This is a genomic window from Pseudoxanthomonas indica (assembly GCF_900167565.1).
Lineage (GTDB): Bacteria > Pseudomonadota > Gammaproteobacteria > Xanthomonadales > Xanthomonadaceae > Pseudoxanthomonas_A > Pseudoxanthomonas_A indica.
In genome coordinates this window covers 234,857-253,317 of sequence record NZ_FUZV01000002.1, presented here as the reverse complement: position 1 = coordinate 253,317, position 18,461 = coordinate 234,857, and the positions used below count along the sequence as shown (strand labels likewise).

Annotated in this window: 22 protein-coding genes and 1 tRNA gene; 3 read left to right on the top strand and 20 right to left on the bottom strand. The window is 65.3% G+C overall.

Translation table 11 applies throughout. The features are described 5' to 3' along the window. Positions 1–3: 3 nt before the first annotated feature. The 5 genes from B5X78_RS11825 to B5X78_RS11805 all read right to left on the bottom strand — a co-directional run bounded on the left by B5X78_RS11825 (position 4) and on the right by B5X78_RS11805 (position 4,620). Positions 4–1,203 carry a cystathionine gamma-synthase gene (locus tag B5X78_RS11825; RefSeq protein WP_079724741.1) on the bottom strand — a complete coding sequence of 400 codons (1,200 nt, stop codon included), beginning with the start codon at positions 1,201–1,203 and terminating at the stop codon, positions 4–6. Between the two features lie 89 nt (positions 1,204–1,292). After that, positions 1,293–2,663 carry a pyridoxal-phosphate dependent enzyme gene (locus B5X78_RS11820; protein WP_079724740.1) on the bottom strand — a complete coding sequence of 457 codons (1,371 nt, stop codon included), beginning with the start codon at positions 2,661–2,663 and terminating at the stop codon, positions 1,293–1,295. 109 nt (positions 2,664–2,772) lie between these two features. Further along, a complete protein-coding gene (locus tag B5X78_RS11815) occupies positions 2,773–2,991 on the bottom strand; it encodes an HP1242/YdcH family protein (protein WP_079724739.1) in 219 nt (72 codons plus the stop codon). Positions 2,992–3,340: 349 nt separating this feature from the next. Further along, positions 3,341–4,228, bottom strand: a complete 888-nt coding sequence (locus B5X78_RS11810; protein WP_079724738.1) for an OmpA family protein — start codon at positions 4,226–4,228, stop codon at positions 3,341–3,343. Next, complete coding sequence (locus B5X78_RS11805; protein ID WP_079724737.1) at positions 4,225–4,620, bottom strand: DUF4398 domain-containing protein; 396 nt, start codon at positions 4,618–4,620, stop codon at positions 4,225–4,227. Before B5X78_RS11805 ends, B5X78_RS11810 begins: the two co-directional genes overlap by 4 nt. A 94-nt stretch (positions 4,621–4,714) precedes the next feature. Between B5X78_RS11805 and B5X78_RS11800 the strand changes: the two genes are divergently transcribed. Further along, positions 4,715–5,848, top strand: coding sequence for a PilT/PilU family type 4a pilus ATPase (locus B5X78_RS11800; protein WP_079724736.1), 1,134 nt, complete (start codon positions 4,715–4,717; stop codon positions 5,846–5,848). A 33-nt stretch (positions 5,849–5,881) separates the two neighbouring features. On the opposite strand, the gene maiA is transcribed toward B5X78_RS11800, so the two are convergent. From maiA to rplM, 6 genes are all read right to left on the bottom strand, one after another. Continuing rightward, entirely contained in the window at positions 5,882–6,538 is a 657-nt protein-coding gene (gene maiA, locus B5X78_RS11795) for a maleylacetoacetate isomerase (protein WP_079724735.1), read from the bottom strand. Positions 6,539–6,634: 96 nt separating this feature from the next. Next, positions 6,635–7,624, bottom strand: a complete 990-nt coding sequence (locus B5X78_RS11790; protein ID WP_079724734.1) for a fumarylacetoacetate hydrolase family protein — start codon at positions 7,622–7,624, stop codon at positions 6,635–6,637. Positions 7,625–7,692: 68 nt separating this feature from the next. Next, a complete protein-coding gene (locus tag B5X78_RS11785; RefSeq protein WP_079724733.1) occupies positions 7,693–8,433 on the bottom strand; it encodes a 2OG-Fe dioxygenase family protein in 741 nt (246 codons plus the stop codon). A 113-nt stretch (positions 8,434–8,546) separates the two neighbouring features. After that, positions 8,547–8,621: transfer RNA gene (locus B5X78_RS11780), tRNA-Gln, on the bottom strand. A 21-nt stretch (positions 8,622–8,642) separates the two neighbouring features. Beyond that, positions 8,643–9,035, bottom strand: coding sequence for a 30S ribosomal protein S9 (rpsI, locus tag B5X78_RS11775; RefSeq protein ID WP_079724732.1), 393 nt, complete (start codon positions 9,033–9,035; stop codon positions 8,643–8,645). 7 nt (positions 9,036–9,042) lie between these two features. Beyond that, positions 9,043–9,471: a 50S ribosomal protein L13 gene (rplM, locus tag B5X78_RS11770; protein ID WP_079724731.1), complete on the bottom strand. Its 429-nt coding sequence runs from the start codon at positions 9,469–9,471 to the stop codon at positions 9,043–9,045. Between the two features lie 225 nt (positions 9,472–9,696). Between rplM and coq7 the strand changes: the two genes are divergently transcribed. Next, positions 9,697–10,341 (top strand): 2-polyprenyl-3-methyl-6-methoxy-1,4-benzoquinone monooxygenase, encoded by a 645-nt coding sequence (gene coq7 / locus B5X78_RS11765; RefSeq protein ID WP_079724730.1) that lies wholly within the window; start codon positions 9,697–9,699, stop codon positions 10,339–10,341. 9 nt (positions 10,342–10,350) lie between these two features. Here the strand turns inward: coq7 and sugE are convergent, their stop codons facing one another. After that, positions 10,351–10,680, bottom strand: coding sequence for a quaternary ammonium compound efflux SMR transporter SugE (gene sugE / locus B5X78_RS11760; protein ID WP_079724729.1), 330 nt, complete (start codon positions 10,678–10,680; stop codon positions 10,351–10,353). A gap of 175 nt (positions 10,681–10,855) precedes the next feature. Beyond that, positions 10,856–11,650 carry an adenosylmethionine decarboxylase gene (gene speD / locus B5X78_RS11755; protein ID WP_079724728.1) on the bottom strand — a complete coding sequence of 265 codons (795 nt, stop codon included), beginning with the start codon at positions 11,648–11,650 and terminating at the stop codon, positions 10,856–10,858. 198 nt (positions 11,651–11,848) lie between these two features. Between speD and crp the strand changes: the two genes are divergently transcribed. Further along, complete coding sequence (gene crp, locus B5X78_RS11750; protein WP_079724727.1) at positions 11,849–12,535, top strand: cAMP-activated global transcriptional regulator CRP; 687 nt, start codon at positions 11,849–11,851, stop codon at positions 12,533–12,535. Between the two features lie 47 nt (positions 12,536–12,582). Here crp and B5X78_RS11745 read toward each other — a convergent pair whose 3' ends face one another. The 7 genes from B5X78_RS11745 to trpE are packed head-to-tail and all read right to left on the bottom strand — an operon-like array spanning position 12,583 to position 18,347. Beyond that, positions 12,583–13,335: a haloacid dehalogenase-like hydrolase gene (locus B5X78_RS11745; protein ID WP_079724726.1), complete on the bottom strand. Its 753-nt coding sequence runs from the start codon at positions 13,333–13,335 to the stop codon at positions 12,583–12,585. Beyond that, positions 13,332–14,126, bottom strand: a complete 795-nt coding sequence (trpC, locus tag B5X78_RS11740; RefSeq protein WP_079724725.1) for an indole-3-glycerol phosphate synthase TrpC — start codon at positions 14,124–14,126, stop codon at positions 13,332–13,334. Before trpC ends, B5X78_RS11745 begins: the two co-directional genes overlap by 4 nt. Continuing rightward, positions 14,123–14,470: an antibiotic biosynthesis monooxygenase family protein gene (locus tag B5X78_RS11735; protein WP_079724724.1), complete on the bottom strand. Its 348-nt coding sequence runs from the start codon at positions 14,468–14,470 to the stop codon at positions 14,123–14,125. Before B5X78_RS11735 ends, trpC begins: the two co-directional genes overlap by 4 nt. A gap of 1 nt (position 14,471) precedes the next feature. Then, complete coding sequence (gene trpD, locus B5X78_RS11730) at positions 14,472–15,509, bottom strand: anthranilate phosphoribosyltransferase (RefSeq protein WP_079724723.1); 1,038 nt, start codon at positions 15,507–15,509, stop codon at positions 14,472–14,474. 3 nt (positions 15,510–15,512) lie between these two features. After that, positions 15,513–16,091 (bottom strand): anthranilate synthase component II, encoded by a 579-nt coding sequence (locus tag B5X78_RS11725; RefSeq protein ID WP_079724722.1) that lies wholly within the window; start codon positions 16,089–16,091, stop codon positions 15,513–15,515. A 57-nt stretch (positions 16,092–16,148) separates the two neighbouring features. Beyond that, the gene (locus B5X78_RS11720; RefSeq protein ID WP_079724721.1) at positions 16,149–16,844 is read right to left on the bottom strand and encodes a class I SAM-dependent methyltransferase; all 696 of its coding nucleotides are present in this window, start codon (positions 16,842–16,844) and stop codon (positions 16,149–16,151) included. Between the two features lie 27 nt (positions 16,845–16,871). Further along, entirely contained in the window at positions 16,872–18,347 is a 1,476-nt protein-coding gene (trpE, locus tag B5X78_RS11715) for an anthranilate synthase component I (protein ID WP_079724720.1), read from the bottom strand. Positions 18,348–18,461 lie beyond the last annotated feature (114 nt).

Sequence of the window (18,461 nt, the reverse complement as noted above, 5' to 3'; positions counted from 1 at the left end):
CTATCAGCCGTCCGTGCCCGAAGATGCCTGCAAGGCGGCCGCCAGGTCGGCCTGCAAATCCGCCAAATCCTCCACACCCACGCTCAAGCGCACCAAGCCTTCGCTGATCCCCAGCACGGCGCGGCGCTCGGGCGGAATCGAGGCATGGGTCATCACCGCCGGATGGTTGACCAGGCTTTCCACGCCACCCAGCGACTCGGCGAGGGTGAACAAGCGCGTGGTCTCGCAGAAACGGCGTGCGCCTTCAAAGCCGCCCTTGAGCACGATCGAAATGATGCCGCCGTAGCCCTGCATCTGCCGGGTGGCCAAGGCATGGTGCGGATGCGCGGCCAGGCCCGGATAGATCACCTGTTCGATGGCCGCCTGGCCTTGCAGCCATTCGGCCAGGGCCTGGGCATTCTGGCAATGCGCCTGCATGCGCAGATGAAGGGTCTTCAATCCACGGAGGGCCAGGAAACTGTCGAACGGGCCCTGCACAGCGCCGATGGAGTTCTGCAGGAAGGCCAGTTGCTCGGCCAACTCGCTGTCATCGCCGGCGACCACCAGGCCACCGACCATGTCGGAGTGGCCGTTGAGGTACTTGGTGGCCGAATGCATGACCAGATGCGCGCCCAATTGCAGGGGGCGCTGCAGAATCGGCGAGGCAAACGTGTTGTCGACCACCACGATCAAACCCCGCTTGCGCGCCCGCTCGGCGATCGCGGCGATGTCGACAATCTTGAGCATCGGGTTGGTCGGCGTTTCAATCCAGACCATGCGGGTCTCGGGACGGATTGCCGCCTCGAACGCGGCGACGTCGGTCAGGTCGACGAAGCTGAAATCCAAACCGGCGCTGCGCTTGCGCACGCGCTCGAACAGGCGATAGCTGCCACCGTACAGGTCGTCCATGGCGATGACGTGGCTGCCGCTGTCGAGCAGTTCCAGCACAGTCGAAGTAGCCGCCATGCCCGAGGCAAAGGCGTAACCGCGGGTGCCACCCTCCAGCGCCGCGGCGCAGCGTTCATAGGCAAACCGCGTGGGATTGTGGGTACGCGAGTACTCGAATCCCTGGTGCACGCCCGGGCTGGCCTGGGCGTAGGTGGAGGTGGCGTAGATGGGCGGCATGACCGCGCCCGTACTGGGATCGGGCGACTGGCCGCCGTGGATGGCCAGGGTGGCCAGGGCGTACTGGCTCGGGTCGCCGTCATGGGAGGGTGCCGACATGGGAAATCCTTTCAAATCGACCTGTAATTCTAGCAGCAGGGGCTTAACGCGCCGTCCTCGCGCGTTGCCCCTTCCCCGGCTGAATGGCCTTACTGGGCGCGCCGTCTCAGGTAGTTCAGCAGGTCGATGCGGGTGATCAGGCCGAGGAAGGCCTCGCCGTCGGTGATGATGGCGACCTGGCCGCGATCAAACACCGGCAGAAGGGCCTCGATGGGCGAGCGCACGTCCAGGCGATCCAGCTTGCTGACCATGGCGGTGGAGACCGGGTCGCGGAAGCGCGCCTCGTCACCGTAGACATGCAGCAGCACGTCGCTTTCGTCGACGATGCCGACCAGGCGGTCGCCCTGCATCACCGGCAGCTGGGAGACGTCGTACAGCTTCATGCGCTGGTAGGCGGTGGTCAGCAGGTCGGTCGGCGAGACCACCACGGTGTCGCGCTGGCTGTAGGGGCGTAGGATCAGATCGCGCAGGTCGCCGTACTGCGGGCGGTCGATGAATCCGTTGTCCAGCATCCAGTAGTCGTTGTACATCTTGGACAGGTACTTGTTGCCGGTATCCGGCACCAGCACCACCACCCGCTTGGGCGTGGTCTGTTCCTGGCAGTACTTGAGCGCCGCAGCCAGCAGGGTGCCGGTGGAGGAGCCGCCGAGGATGCCTTCTTTGGCCAGCAGCTCGCGTGCGGTCAGGAAGCTCTCGCGGTCGGTGATCGAATAGGCCTTCTTGACCCGGGTGAAGTCGGAGATCTCCGGCAGGAAATCCTCGCCGATGCCTTCCACCAACCAGGTCCCCGATTTTTCGCTCAGGGTGCCTTCGTTGATGTACTGGGTGAGGATCGATCCGACCGGATCGGCCAGCACGAACTCCACGTTCGGCGCGTCCTTGGCAAATGCCCGCGACAGGCCGGTCATGGTGCCGGAGCTGCCGCAGCCAAACACGATGGCGTCCAGCTGGCCGTCCATCTGCGCCAGGATTTCCGGGCCGGTGCCGAATTCATGCGCGGCCGGGTTGTCCGGGTTGCCAAATTGGTTGATGAAGTAAGCGCCCGGTGTTTCCTGGGCGATGCGCGCGGCCAGGTCCTGGTAGTACTCCGGATGGCCCTTGGCCACATCGGACCGGGTCAGCACGACTTCGGCGCCCATCGCCTTGAGGTTGAAGATTTTTTCCCGGCTCATCTTGTCCGGGACCACCAGGATCAGCTTGTAGCCCTTCTGCTGGGCCACCAGCGCCAGACCAATGCCGGTATTGCCCGCGGTGCCTTCCACGAGGGTGGCGCCGGACTTGAGATCGCCGCGCTTTTCGGCCGCCTCGATCATCGACAGGCCGATGCGATCCTTGATGGACCCGCCGGGATTGGCGCTCTCCAGCTTCAGATACAACTCGCAGACGCCGGTATCAAGGCGCTGGGCGCGGATGATCGGCGTGTTGCCGATCAACTGGAGAACAGAGGAATGAATCGCCATGCGGGCCTGCACATCCGAAAGGAGATGGAGCCCGGATTATCGCATTCGAGTGACGCGAGCGGCGACGGCCGACGAGGAGGCCGTCGCCGCCCGCGACGATAAAGAGGGGTCAGTGTGGTTTGGCGTCGTAGATTCGGATCAACCTTTGCTTGGCGACGAGCTTCTCGCGCTTCATCTGGCCCAGCAGGTTGTCATCGATGGGCAGCACGCCCAGCTCGGCATCGGCGACCTTCTTGTCCAGTTCGCGATGGCGCTGGTACAGCTGCTTGAATTCGGGGTCGGCCTTGATCAGTGCATCGATTTCAGCCTGCGGTTGACCTTCGAACATGGGATACCTCCTTCAGCAGAAATACAAACGCCCCGGCCTTACGGCACGGGGCGTTGGAATTCGGAGCTTCGATTGGACGGGCGATCGCCTCCACCGGAACCACCCGCACGGACCTGGCCGTCGGGACTGATCTCCTGGGGGTTGCGGTACTGCTTCATCGGCTCGCTTCTCTCCGGTGAGCCAGGCACCGGGGGGCGCCTGGGTATATGACCCTACTCCCCGATTTCTGGCCCCGCAAGGCCTGTCGCAAGTGCCTGATCGCGCGGGATTTTGCCTTGATTGCTGCGGTTCAGCGGAGCGGCCTGGAAGCCGCACTTGTTCGTTCAAGCCATTGAAATATAGGCAGAAATTACTGCGTCACGATGAATTCTGCCGCCTTCGCCGCGCTGCCTGTGCCCTTACCGGCTGTCTGCACGCGCGCCTTGGGAACACCGGCCGCCACCAGCGCATCGCGCAGGGCATCGGCGCGGCGCTGGCCGTTGGTCTGCTTGTCGCCGTAGCCTTCGATGCGGGCCTTGGCTTTCGGGCTCGCCTGCAGGTAAGCGGCCAGCGCGTTGACGATGTCCTGGCCACTGGCCGAGAGCTTGGCGCTGCCGCTGGCGAACAGCGAGGCCGGCAAGGTGAAGACCTCGCCGCGGGCCTCGAATTTCGAGGCCGGCAGTTTGCTGCCGGCGACCAGCTCGGCTTCCTCGCGCGCCAGCCTGGCTTCCTTCTGCCGGGCCGCGCTCAGGCGCGCCGACTGCTGGCCGGCCACGCTGGTCAGGGCCAGCTCGGCATCCTGCCGGGCCAGGGTCTCGGCTTCGGCGGCCTGGCGCAGGCGCTCGGTCTCCTCGGCCTGGATCTGCGCCTGCAGGCGCAGGCGGTCGGCTTCCTGGCGGGCGCGTTCTGCGTCGCGGCGGCTGGCTTCGACCAGCAATTCACTGCGGGTGCGGTCCAGTCGGGAAAGCTCGCGCTGCGCGGCTTGGGTGCGGGCCACGGCTTCGGCGATCTCCACCCGACGGGTGGCCACGTACTGGGCGCGCTCCCGCTGGCTGCGGCGGACCTCTTGGATATCGGAAATGGCTTGCTGGGCCTGCAGCCGTTCGAACGCCGCCAGTTCATTGCTGCTCGGGTCAGCCTGCAGCGCGCGCAGGCGCTGGTTGAGCTGGACCGCTATCGGGTCGTCGGCGGCAGTCGCAGCGCCGATGGTCGATAGCGTCAGAGCGGTGGCCAGGGCCAGCTGCGTCCATGCCTTCATGGGGTCTCCTCCGTGCCGAGCTTGCGCTGCAGTTCCGAAATCTCCGCGCGCCGATGCTGCAACTCGGCATTGGCCAGGGCTTCCTGGCTCAATGCGCGTGCCAGATCGGCGTCGGCAGAGGCGCGCAGGGCAAACTCGATGGCGTCCTTCTTGTCGCGGTTGCTTTGCGCCTGCTGGGCCTGGGCGAGCAGGTTGCGTGCACGCGCCATGGCATCGGGCGCGTACTGGTCGGCGTCGGCCTGGTCGGCCCGGTCCACGGCCTGGCGGGCGGTATCCACTTCCGGAATGGGCGCCGACTGGGCATTTGCCGTGCCGATGAAGGCCAGCATGAGCGCGAGTGAGGCCGCCATCACATGCAGCGGGATATGGAATTGTGCGAAGCTACGATTCATTCGGGTGCCGTGTCGTATCAGGGGATCGCGCGGCCATTGTCGGAAGCCTGCGGCGCCGTTGCAATGGTGGCCGCCATATTGGGGATGCTTGCATATGGACATCGGCTATTTCCTGAAGCTGATGACCGAGAAAAACGCCTCGGACATGTTTTTGACCACCGGGGCGCCGGTCTACATCAAGATTGAAGGCAAGCTCTACCCGCTGGGCAACACTGGCCTGCCGGCGGGCATGGTCAAGAAGATCGCTTACTCGCTGATGGACGAGGGCCAGGTGCCCACCTTCGAGCGCGAGCTGGAACTCAACATGGCGATCGCTCTGCAGGACGCCGGACGCTTCCGCGTCAACGTGTTCAAGCAGCGCGGCGAAGTGGGCATGGTCATCCGCGCCATCCGCAGCGTGATCCCCTCGATCGAGGAGCTGCACCTGCCGTCGGTGCTCAAGGACATCATCATGACCCCGCGCGGGCTGGTGCTGATTGTCGGCTCCACCGGTTCGGGCAAGTCGACCACGCTGGCGTCGATGATCGACCACCGCAACAACAGCACCACCGGCCACATCCTGACCATCGAAGATCCGATCGAATACCTGCACAAGCACAAGCAGTCTATCGTCAACCAGCGCGAAGTAGGCCTGGATACGCATGCCTTCCACAACGCGCTGAAGAATGCGATGCGCGAGGCGCCGGACGTCATCCTGATTGGCGAAATCCTGGACGCCACCACGATGGAGGCGGCCATCGCCTTTGCCGAAACCGGTCACCTGTGCCTGGCCACGCTGCACTCGAACAACGCCGACCAGACCATCGAACGCATCCTCAACTTCTTCCCCGAGAGTGCGCACAAGAACGTGCTGATGAACCTGGCGCTGAACCTGCGCGCCGTGGTCTCGCAGCGTCTGGTCAAGGGTGAGGATGGTCGCCGCCTGCCGGCCGCGGAAGTGCTGATCAACACGCCGATGATTCGCGACCTGCTGCGCCGCGGCCAGGTCCACGAAATCAAGCAGGCGATGGAAGAATCGCTGGAAGAAGGCATGGAAACCTTCGACCAGTGCCTGTTCCGCATGGTCAAGGAAGGCCAGATCGAGCAGGAAGAAGCGCTGCGTGCCGCCGATTCGCGTGATGGCCTGGCGCTGAAATTCCGCCTGTCCGAAGGCAGCAAGGGCGAACACGATCCATACGCCGACTACGACACCGGCAGCGCGCCGCGCATCACCCAGGGCTTTTCGTAACCGCCGGCGACGCACTGCGTCGCCGCAACCGCCTTACTGCGCGTCCGGCTGCCGCTCCGGACGAGCATGATCGAAGGCGGGCAAGGCCAGGCAGGCCTGCTCGATGCGCACCAGGGTCGGAAACGCATCCATGTCCACGCCAAAGCGGCGCGCATTGAAGATCTGCGGAATCAGACAACAATCGGCCATGCCCGGGCTCTGGCCATGGCAATAGACGCCGGTGGCCGAGTCCTGCGACAGCAGTGACTCCATGGCGGTGAAGCCTTCCAGGATCCAGTGCTTGATCCAGTCATCGCGCTCGGCGTGCGGCACATGCCAGGTGTTCTCGAAGTATTGCAGCACGCGCAGATTGTTGAGCGGATGGATGTCGCTGGTGACCATCTGCGCCAGCGCGCGCACGCGGGCGCGATCGCGGGCGGTCATCGGCAGCAGCCGCGGCGACGGCCAGGCCTCGTCCAGATATTCCAGGATCGCCAACGACTGCCGCACCACGCGGGTGCCATGCAGCAGCGTCGGCACCAGGTGCTGGGGATTCTTGGCCGCGTAGTCGGGCTGGTGCTGCTGGCCGCCGTCGCGCACCAGGTGCACGGGCAGGATTTCGTAGCTCAAGCCTTTCAGGTTCAGGCCAATGCGCACGCGATAGGCGGCGCTCGACCGCCAGTACGAGTACAGGCGCAAATGCTCACCCATGGCCGCGATCCTGCGGCCGGTCGAACCGACTTCCCTGTAACCCACTGACCATGCGTTTCCCCTGCTCGCGCTGACCCAGTTTGCCGCTGCCTTGCCTCAAGACAAGGACTGCTGCTCGATTCGCTGCTCGATTGCACCAAAAATGGAATGGCCGTCACGGTCCAGCATCTCGATGCGGACCACGTCACCAAATTTCATGAACGGAGTGCTCGGCTTGCCGTCACGCAATGTTTCCACCGTGCGCTGCTCGGCAAAGCACGAGGCGCCCTTGCTGGTGTCCTGGTTGGCGATGGTGCCCGAGCCGACGATGGCGCCGGCCGACAGCGGACGCGTCTTGGCCGCGTGCGCCACCAACTGGGCGAAATTGAACTGCATGTCCTCGCCCGCTTCCGGCGCGCCAAACCACTGGCCGTTGATGTGGGTCAGCAGCGGCAGGTGCACCTTGCTGTCCTGCCAGGCGGCGCCCAGCTCGTCCGGGGTTACGAACACCGGCGACAAGGCCGAGCGCGGCTTGGACTGCAGGAAGCCGAAGCCCTTGGCCAGCTCCGGCGGGATCAGATTGCGCAGCGAGACATCGTTGACCAAACCCACGAGCTGGATGTGCGCGGCGGCCTGTTCCGGCGTCACCGCCATCGGCACGTCGTCGGTGATCACCACCAGTTCGGCTTCCAGGTCGATGCCGTAGTCCTCGCTGACCACGCGCACCGCATCGCGCGGGCCGTAGAAACCAGCGCTGGTGGCCTGGTACATCAGCGGGTCGGTGTAGAAGGTGTCCGGAATCTCGGCGCCGCGCGCACGCCGCACGCGCTCCACATGCGGCAGGTAGGCGCTGCCATCGACAAATTCGTAGGCGCGCGGCAACGGTGCGGCCAGCGCCTTGGGATCCAGATCGAAGACGCCGTCGGCATCATCCGCGTTGATCGATTCGGACAACGCGTTCAGGCGCGGCGCCAGGTTGGACCAGTCTTCCAGTGCGGCCTGCAGCGTGGCGGCAATGCTGGTGGCGCGCACGGCGCGGGTCAGATCACGCGACACCACGATCAGCGTGCCGTCGCGGCCGCCTTCTTTCAACGAACCCAGCTTCATTCTTTCCCCACTCGTTGGCTGACTGTTGGTTTCAATTGTAACTACCCCGGGTCCGTTCGGGGGCCGCATCAGGCTTCGCCCTGGAAGCCCCCGGAGCGGAAGGTCAGCACGAGCGTATCGCGATGCCCACCGCCATCGGCAGCGGGCTGGATCGGCGTGGATTCGTGGATGACGCGGGCATCATCCAGCAACAGCAGTGACCACGGTGTCTCCAGGGTAAAACGCTGGCCGTCGGGGCCAGCGGCCTCGAACACACGGGTTTCGCCGCCCTTGATGCCTTCTCGCGCCACCAGCAGCACCGCCACGAAATCCACGCCGTCGCGGTGCGCGCCTTCCGGCGTCGGCCGGCCGATGCCATCGATGGTATCGATGCGGAACTGATGCGCCTCGATGTACCAGGGCTGCTCGCCCTTCAACGCCGAGCAATGCCGGGACAGCCCCAGCAGCAGCGTCTGCCAGGCGTCATTGGCCGCTGTGGCCGGCTTCATCGGCTCGAACCAGCGATGCATGCCACCGTGCAGCGCGTTGTAGTCCACCGACTGCCAATGCGCGCGATGCGGCGCCTGCTCCAGCCGACTGTGGTCCGCGATGAAACAGGAATGGCGGCGGCGGCGATAGCGTCCGCCATCCTTGAGGTACTGATCCACTTCCAGATCGTCCCAGTCAGGCGTCAAGGCCTGCAGATCCGCAAGGGCAACGCCCGTGGCTTGCGCCAGCGCCTCCGGCGTCAACACCGCGTAACCGCGCTCGCGCATGCACGGCTGCAGTTGCTCGGCAGTTGAAAAGGGAGGCAGGAACGTGGCGACCATGGCGGGGATCCGATCACAGCGAGCGCAAGCGCGAAGGCCTCCATTATCGGAGCGCCAAAAACAAAAAGCTCGCCGTAGCGAGCTTTTTGCTGATGTCCTTGCGGACTTCGAATTGGCAGCCCCGGATGGATTCGAACCACCGAATGCCTGAGTCAGAGTCAGGTGCCTTACCGCTTGGCGACGGGGCTGTAACGCGTTGGAAGCCTGGATTAGCGCTTCGAGAACTGGGTAGCGCGACGTGCCTTGTGCAGACCGACCTTCTTACGCTCGACTTCGCGGGCGTCGCGGGTCATGAAGCCTGCCTTGCGCAGTTCGCTCTTCAGGGTTTCATCATACTCCACCAGCGCGCGTGCGATACCCAGACGGATAGCGCCGGCCTGACCGGTGGTGCCGCCGCCGGTGGCGGTGACCAGGATGTCGAAGTTTTCAGTGTTCTTGGTCAGCTCCAGCGGCTGGCGCACGATCATGCGCGCGGTTTCGCGACCAAAGAACTCGTCCAGCGGACGACCGTTGACCGTGATGTTGCCGGCGCCCTTGCGCAGAAACACGCGGGCGGTGGAGGACTTGCGACGGCCGGTGCCGTAATTTTGGGTGATTGCCATGATTGCCTCAGATGTCCAGCGGCTGCGGCTGCTGTGCGGAATGCGGATGCTCGGAGCCCTTGTAGACCTTGAGCTTGCGGTACATGTCGCGACCCAGCGGGCCCTTCGGCAGCATGCCCTTCACGGCGGTCTCGATGACGCGCTCCGGATGACGTTCCAGCGCTTGCGCCAGGGTTTCCGTCTTCAGGTTGCCGATGTAGCCGGTGAAGCGATGGTACTTCTTGTCCTGCAGCTTGTTGCCGGTCACCGCGATCTTCTCGGCATTGATTACGACGAGGTAATCACCGGTATCGACGTGCGGGGTGTAGACGGGCTTGTGCTTGCCACGCAGGCGGCGGGCGAGCTCGGTGGAAAGACGACCCAGCGTCTTGCCAGCGGCGTCGACGAGATACCAGTCGCGCTGGACGGTCTCGGACTTGGCGGTAAAGGTTTTCATGACTGACTCTGTTGTTTGGTCGGGCTCATTGCACCGGAAAGCCGGCGGAACTCTGCCACGCGTTGTGGTACGGCGGAAAGGAGCGGGATTGTACGGACCCGGCCGGGTTCACGCAAGTCCGGGGTTGGCTTGCCTGAGCGGGGCCGGAAGCGGATCCGGCCCACCGGTTGGCAGTATCGCCGGTGGCGGAGACAATGCCGGCTGGTCCCCCACCCCGCCCCGCCCATGACTGCCCAGCGTCTGCATACCCCCCTGGACCGCCTGCTGGTGGAATCACAGCGGGCGCTGGAGACGGTGTTCGGCAATCCGCCCGCCCTGCGCGCCAATCCGGCCGGCGACACCCCCGAAGTGGAGCTGACGGCCGATGAGCGCCGCCATGCGGCCGGCCTGATGCGCATCAACCACGTCGGCGAGGTCTGCGCGCAAGGCCTGTATTTCGGCCAGGCCGCGGTCGCCCGCGACGAGCAGACCCGCGCGCAGCTGCTCGAAGCCGCGCAGGAAGAAACCGATCATCTGGCCTGGTGCGCTGATCGCCTGCGCGAACTGGACAGCCGCGCCAGCCTGTTCAATCCGCTCTGGTACGCCGGCAGCTATGCACTGGGTGCGCTGGCCGGCCTGCGCGGTGACGGCTGGAGCCTGGGCTTCGTGGTGGAAACCGAGCACCAGGTGGAAGCCCATCTGGACGAACACCTGGAAACCCTGCCGCCGGCCGATCTGCGCAGCCGCGAAATCCTGCAGGTGATGAAAGCCGATGAAGCCCGCCACGCCGAGCACGCCGAGCAGGCCGGCGCGCGCGCGTTGCCGCAGCCGATTCCGCGGCTGATGGCGACCGCCTCCAACTTCATGAAGGCGATCGCCTACCGGCTGTGAGCCACCGCCTCAGGCCGCGTCGGCGCCCGAGGTCAACTTCAGGCCGATGATGCCGGCCACGATCAGGCCGATGCACATCAGCCGCGCCACCGTCGCCGGTTCCTTGAAGATCAGCATGCCCAGCACGGCCGTGCCGACCGCGCCGATGCCGACCCAGATCGCATAGCCCGTGCCCAGCGGCAAATGCTTCAAGGCCAGAGCCAGCAGCCAGAAGCTGGCTACCGTGGCGACCAACGTGATCACGCTCGGCCAGAGCTTGCTGAAGCCTTCGGAGTACTTCAGCCCCACCGCCCACACCACTTCCAACACACCCGCCAACACCAGATATACCCACGCCATGATTACCTCCAGGTTTTTCCCGGGCCTGTAACGCAAAACGGCCCGGAACTTACGTTCCGGACCGCCGTCGGTCCTGGTTCGCGGCGCGAGCCGCGGGCGGGTCGTCCCGCTCACTGTGCCGCCAGACTAATCCGCCGGTGCCGAACGGGATGTAACCCGTCGGCGCCTGCCGGGCTTACTCGGACAGGTTGCGCCCATGGAACAGCTCTTCGATCTCGCGCTTGAGCAGCGCTTCGATCTTCATGCGTTCCTTGAACGACAGGTTCTTGGCCTTCTCTTCGAACAGGTACTGGTCCAGGTCGAAGTCCTTCAGGTGCATCTTGGTGTGGAAGATGTTTTCCTGATAGACGTTGACGTCGAACATCTCGTAGCGCGACTTGATGTTGCTGGCCAGGAAGTTCTGGATCGAATTGATCTTGTGATCGATGTAGTGCTTCTTGCCCTTCACGTCACGGGTGAAGCCACGGACGCGGTAGTCCATGATCACGATGTCCGATTCCAGGCTTTCGATCAGGTAGTTCAACGCCTTCAGCGGCGAGATCACGCCGCAGGTGGCCACGTCGATGTCGGCGCGGAAGGTGGCGATGCCGTGCTGCGGATGCGTCTCCGGGTACGTATGGACGGTGATATGGCTCTTGTCCATATGCGCGACCACGGCGTCGGAGATGATTTCCTTGCCTGCCTGCTTCTTGTCGATCACCGGTTCTTCGGAGATCAGGATCGTCACCGAGGCGCCCTGCGGGTCGTAGTCCTGGCGGGCCACGTTCAGGATGTTGGCGCCGATGATCTCCGCCACATCCGTCAGGATCTGGGTCAGGCGATCGGCGTTGTATTCCTCGTCGATGTATTCGATGTAGCGCTGGCGCTCGTCTTCGGAGACGGCGTAGCACACGTCGTAGATATTGAAGCTCAGCGCCTTGGTGAGGTTGTTGAAGCCTTGCAGCCTGAGGCGAGGCAGTGGTTTTACCACGGCAGCGGTCCCTCTCTGGGGGTGTCGGTGAAGGGGCGCGATTATGAGGCAAACCGCGTGACAACGAAATGTCGGTGGCCCGCAGGCCCGGCAGGGGCGTCGGCCCGCCGACGCCGCTTTGGCCCAGCCCTTGCATGGCGGGGTTTGCCGTGGGGCTCACGTTGACCTAAGCTTCGTGAATTCACTGCCCCGACCACCATGAGCCCAGGCATCCCCCTTTCCGCCCCCGCCCGTGCTGCCGCCAACCCGCTGACGCCGGATACGGCGACGCTTGAGCGGTTCCTGGCTCACAGTCATCGCCGCCGCTACCCCGCCCGCGCCGATGTCTTCCGGCCCGGCGACCCGGCCGGCACCTTGTATTACGTGGTCAGCGGCTCGGTCAGCATCATCACCGAGGAAGACGACGACCGCGAGCTGGTCCTGGGCTACTTCGGCTCCGGCGAGTTCGTCGGTGAAATGGGCCTGTTCATCGAGTCCGACCGGCGCGAGGTCATCCTCCGCACCCGCACCCAGTGCGAGCTGGCGGAAATCAGCTACGAGCGCCTGCACCAGCTGTTCCTGGGCACGCTCTCGGCCGACGCGCCCAAGCTGCTCTACGCCATTGGCGCGCAGCTTTCGCGGCGCCTGCTGGATACCAGCCGCAAGGCCAGCCGCCTTGCGTTCCTGGATGTCACCGACCGCATCGTGCGCACGCTGCATGATCTGGCGCGCGAACCCGAAGCGATGAGCCATCCGCAAGGCACCCAGCTGCGCGTCTCGCGCCAGGAACTGGCCCGCCTGGTCGGCTGCTCGCGCGAAATGGCCGGCCGCGTGCTCAAGAAGCTGCAGGCCGACGGCGCGCTGCACGCGCGTGGCAAAACCGTCGTGGTTTACGGCACCCGCTGAGACGGCTACCGCTCCGGCGGGCAGCGCCCCACCGGCGGCAAGGACGGCTACTGGCCGTCGGCTTCGCGATGGACCGCCAGCGGGTCGCGGCTACCGGCCCGATCCGCACAACCCCAGTTGAGTATCGGCGTGCCGGGCGGCAGCACCTTGCGGAACATCGGCACCCGCGAGGCCTTGGGATTGACCACTACCGGCGCGCGCGCTGCTTTCAGCAACGGCAGGTCGGCGCTGCTGTCCGAATAGGCCACGGCCACTTCGCCATAGCCGCGCTCGCGCAGCATGCGCATCTTTTCCTCGTTGTGGCAGTGGCGCGTGGCCACCACCGCGCCCAGGCGCGGGCCCACCGCGGTGCCCACCACCGGCACGTCTTCGTGGGCCACGAATTTCAGGATCGCACGCGCCAGTTCCGGCGGTGCGCCGGTGGCCACCACCACGCAATCGCCAGCGGCACGATGTTCGCGGAACACCTCCAGCGCCACTGGCAGCAGCCGGGCCTGGATTTCCTCGCGATGCGTGGCCACATAGCGGTCAATCAGCGAGTCGAAGCTGCGCCGGCCATGCAGGCCGAACGTGCCGATCCAGATATAGCCGGAGATGCCATGACGACGGGTGGGCAGGAACGCCGTCATCGGCCCCAGCACCAGCGAAGCGGCCACCGCCACCAGCGCGCGCAGGGGATTGCGCACCAGCAACCACTTGACCAAATGCCCACCGGAATCGCCGTCGTACAGGGTGTGATCGAAATCGAACACCACCAGCGGGGCTTCCGGCCGGGGCCGGGGGTACACGGACTTGCTCATGCGGCGAAGAATAGCTGACGCAGCGCCTCGCCCGGCTCTTCGGCGCGCATGAACGTCTCGCCGACCAGGAAGGCATCGACCCCGGCGGCACGCATTTTCGCCACGTCATCCGGCACCAGGATGCCGCTCTCGGTGACCAGCAGGCGATCGCGCGGCACCGCGTCCTTCATTTCCAGGGTCACGTCCAGCGACACCTCGAAGGTGCGCAGGTTGCGGTTGTTGATGCCGATCAGCGGCACCGGCACCTGCAGCGCACGCTCCAGCTCGTCGATGTCGTGCACTTCCACCAGCACGTCCATGCCCAGTTCCAGCGCCAGGTCCGACAGCCCCACCAACTGGTGGTCATCCAGGGCCGCCACGATCAGCAGGATGCAGTCCGCGCCGAGCGTGCGCGCCTCGTAGACCTGGTAGGGATCGACGGTGAAATCCTTGCGCAGCACCGGCAGCGTGCAGGCGTCGCGCGCTTGCCGCAGGTAGTCATCGGCGCCCTGGAAAAAATCCACGTCGGTCAGCACCGACAGGCAGGCCGCACCGCCAAACTCGTAGCTCACCGCGATATCCGCCGGGCGGAAATCCGGCCGGATCACGCCCTTGGACGGGCTGGCCTTCTTCACTTCGGCAATCACCGCCGGATCGCCCTGCGCGATCATCGCGTTCAAGGCGTTGGCAAAGCCACGCGTGGCCGGCGCGTCCGCCGCCCGCGCCACCAGCTCCTGCAGGGGCGTGACGGCGCGGCGCGCGGCGATTTCCTCAGCCTTGCGCGCCAGGATTTTTTCCAGGATGTCGCTCATTCGGGGGATCGGTTCCAACCGTAGGCGCGTTCCACCTTGGCCACGCGCAATTCAAAGTGATCGTACCAGTCGCGGCGACCCTGCTCGCGCGCGGCGGTGTGTTCGGCATGCTGGCGCCAGGCGCGGATCGCGTCCTCGCTGTCCCAGTACGCCACGGTGATGCCGAAGCCGTCGGCGCCGCGGGTGGACTCCACCCCCAGGAAGCCGGGCTGCTGCGCGGCCAGCTCGACCATGCGATCGGCCATGGCGCCGTATCCGGCGTCATCCCGGTCATTGCGCAGGGAGGAAAAAATCACCGCGTAATACGGCGGCTTGGGCAGGCTGGCGAATCCGCTGGCTGACATGTCATGCGCCCTTGGCCAGCGACTGGCTGACCCGTACAAAGTCCTGCAAGCGCGCCAAGGCATGGCCGCTGGCAATGGCTTCGCGCGACTGCGCGATGCCTTCTTCGACGCTTTCCGCCACGCCGGCCACGTACAGCGCCGCGCCGGCGTTGAGCACCACGATTTCGCGCGCCGGCCCCGGCCGGTTGTCGAGCACACCCAGCAGCATCTCGCGCGATTCGGCCGCATCCGCCACGCGCAGGTTGCGGCTGGCGGCCATGGCGATGCCGAAGTCTTCCGGATGCAGCTCGTACTCGCGTACCTCGCCATCACGCAGTTCGCCCACCAGGGTGGCCGCGCCCAGCGAAAGCTCATCCATGCCGTCGCGGCCCCACACGACCAGTGCGCGTTCGGCGCCCAGTTCCTGCAGCACGCGCGCCTGGATGCCGACCAGATCCGGATGGAACACGCCCATCAGGATGTTGGGCGCACCGGCCGGATTGGTCAGCGGGCCGAGAATGTTGAAGATCGTGCGCACGCCCATCTCGCGACGCACCGGCGCCACCACCTTCATCGCCGGATGGTGGATGGGCGCGAACATGAAGCCGATGCCGGCCTGCTCGATGGAAGCGGCCACCTGTTCGGGCTGCAATTCAATGGCCGCGCCCAGCGCTTCCAGCACATCGGCGCTGCCGGACTTGGACGACACGCTGCGATTGCCATGCTTGGCGATGCGCGCACCCGCCGCCGCCGCGACGAACATCGAGCAGGTGGAAATATTGAAGGTGTGCGAACCATCGCCGCCGGTGCCGACGATGTCCACCAGCCGGCTGCGATCACTGACCGGCACCGTGCGCGAGAACTCGCGCATCACCGTGGCCGCACCGGCGATTTCGCCCACCGTTTCCTTCTTCACCCGCAGGCCGGTCAGGATCGCCGCGGTCATGGTCGGCGAGACATCGCCGCGCATGATCTGGCGCATCAGATCGACCATCTCGTCATGGAAGATTTCACGGTGCTCGATCGTGCGCTGCAGCGCTTCTTGTGGCGACATCGGCATGGTTCAGCGCTCCAGGAAGTTCTTCAGCAGGGCGTGGCCATGCTCGGTGAGGATCGACTCCGGATGGAACTGCACGCCCTCGACCGGAAACTCGCGATGGCGCAGGCCCATGATTTCCTCGAAGCTGCCGTCCTCGTTCTCGGTCCAGGCGGTGATTTCCAGCGCCTCGGGCAATGAGCTGCGTTCCACCACCAGCGAGTGGTAGCGCGTGGCCTCGTAACTGTCCGGCAAGCCGGCAAACACACCCTTTCCTTCGTGGCGGATGCGCGAAGTCTTGCCATGCATGATCTGGCCGGCGCGGATGACCTTGCCGCCGTAGGCCTGGCCGATGCCCTGGTGGCCCAGGCACACGCCGAGAATCGGCGTGGTCGCGCCCAGCCGTTCGATGACTTCCAGCGAGACGCCGGCCTCGTTGGGCGTGCACGGACCTGGCGAGATCACGATGCGTTCGGGCGCCAACGCCGCGATTTCGTCGACCGTCATCGCGTCGTTGCGCACCACCTTCACCTCCGCGCCCAATGCCTGCAGGTACTGCACCAGGTTGTAGGTAAAGCTGTCGTAGTTGTCGAGCATCAGCAGCACGGGAACGGTCTCGCTAAGTGGGGGGCGCGCGCCGGGCGCGCGGATGTCGCGGAATGCTCAGGTGTCATGACCCACCTGGCCCTGGTCGAAGCCGCGCGTCTTGCGCACGGCCAGCTGGTACTGGCTGCCAATCACTTCATGGTAGCCGCGCAGGGTATCCAGCAGATGGTCCACGCCCAGCTTGGGCGTATCCACGGCGACGCTGTCGATCCTGCGTTGCAGGGCTTCACGTCGCCAGTCGCCGCCGCGCAGTTTGGTCAGGCGTCGCGACAAGCCACTGGGTTTTGCCACCTTGCCCAGTTTCGGCGGCAGCCACAGGTAGTCGTCGAAGATCATCACCCCGCCCACGTTGAGCAGCGGCCAGGTCATCACGCCATCGGACAGCGCGCCGAACGCCGAGTGCCAACCATCGATATAGACGATGTCGTACGGACCTTCGAGCTGGCGCAGCATCTCGAAACTGGGGCCGGCGTATTCGCTGATTTTGTCCTGGTAGGCGGCGGTGTTCTTGCGGAACCGCGCGTGGTAGTCGCCATACACCGGATCCACGGCGAAGAAGTCCACGCAGTCGATATGCGCGTCCGGCGCGGTCAGGATGTTGCCGCAGAGCCAGCGGGTCGAGCGGCCTTCGAAGCTGCCGATTTCCAGCGCGCGCAAGCCGGCCCGGCCGGCGAATGCGCCCAGCCACTCCCGCCATTGCGGGATGTTGTGTTCGAACCAGTTTTCCTGGAATTGGCTGTCGTTGTCCGTCACCGCACCCTCCTGCTCACTCGGCGGAAATCAAAGACCCTTGGCCGCCTCGGCCACGGCGCGGAACAAGGCACGTCCCTTGTTCATGGTCTCCTCCCACTCTTTCTGCGGGTCGGAGTCGTAGACGATGCCGGCGCCGGCCTGCACGTGCAGGCGACCATCGCGGATCACCGCGGTGCGTATGGCGATCGCGGTATCGGCATCGCCATGCCAGCCGATGTAGCCGATGCTGCCGGCATAGACATTGCGCTTGATCGGTTCCAGCTCGCGGATCACTTCCAGCGCGCGAATCTTCGGCGCGCCACTGACCGTGCCGGCCGGGAAGGTCGCGCGCAGCACATCGGCATAGCTCAGGCCCGGCAGCAGGCGGCCGGTGACCTCGCTGACGATGTGCATGACATGGCTGTAGCGCTCGATGACGAACTGCTCGCCCACTTCCACGGTGCCGGCCTGCGACACGCGACCGGCGTCGTTGCGGCCCAGGTCGATCAACATCAGGTGCTCGGCGCGTTCCTTGGGATCGGCCAGCAGCTCGGCTTCCAGCGCCACGTCTTCCTCGTGGCTGCGGCCGCGCGGACGGGTGCCGGCAATCGGGCGCACGGTCACTTCGCCGTCCTGCAGGCGGACCAGGATTTCCGGCGAGGAACCCACCACCTGCACATCGCCCACATCCAGGAAGTACATGTACGGCGAAGGATTGAGCGCGCGCAGCGCGCGGTACACATCCACCGGCCGCGCATTGAACGGCACGCTCAGGCGCTGCGACAGCACTACCTGGAAGATGTCGCCGGCGCGGATGTATTCCTTGGATTTCTCGACCGCGGCGATGAAACCCTCGCGGGTGAAGCCGGAGACAAAATGGCTTTCGTCCAGCACATCGCGGGTGATCGGCGCCGGATAGCCCGAACCGGGCTGGCGCAGGGTGGCGGTGAGCGAATCCAGGCGTTCCTGCGCGTTCTCCCAGGCGCCGTCCTCGCGCGGATCGGCATGCACGATCAGGTACAGCCGGCCCTTGAGGTTGTCGAACACCGCCAGTTCTTCGGACAGCATCAACAGGATGTCGGGCGTGCCCAGCTCATCCGGCTTGTCGCCACGCGCCAGCCGCGGCTCGATGTAGCCGATGCACTCGAAGCCGAACCAGCCCACCAGGCCACCGGTGAAGCCGGGCAGGCCTTCCAGCTGTGGCACGAAGTGAGCCGCGCGCAGGCCTTCGACTTCGGCAAACGGATCACTGACCTCGCGTTGCTCGATCAGCGCGCCATGGTCGCGGATTTCCAGGGTCTGGCCGCGCACGGTGATGACCCGTCGCGCCGGCAGGCCGATGATCGAGTAGCGGCCGAAACGCTCGCCGCCTTCAACCGATTCGAACAGATAGGTGTGCGGCGCGTCGGCCAATTTCAGATAGACCGACAGCGGCGTGTCCAGATCGGACAACACCTCACGGACAACGGGAATGCGGGTGTGGCCTTCAGCGGCGTAGCGCTGGAACTGCTCGAACGAGATCAAGGTGGCTTTCCTTCCGGGACGCGGGGGCATGGCAGACGACGGCAACAGGCCACCATCGCCAGCCGTGGCGAGCGGAAATTTCGGAAAGCAGGGGCGTCTGCGTGGGCACGACCG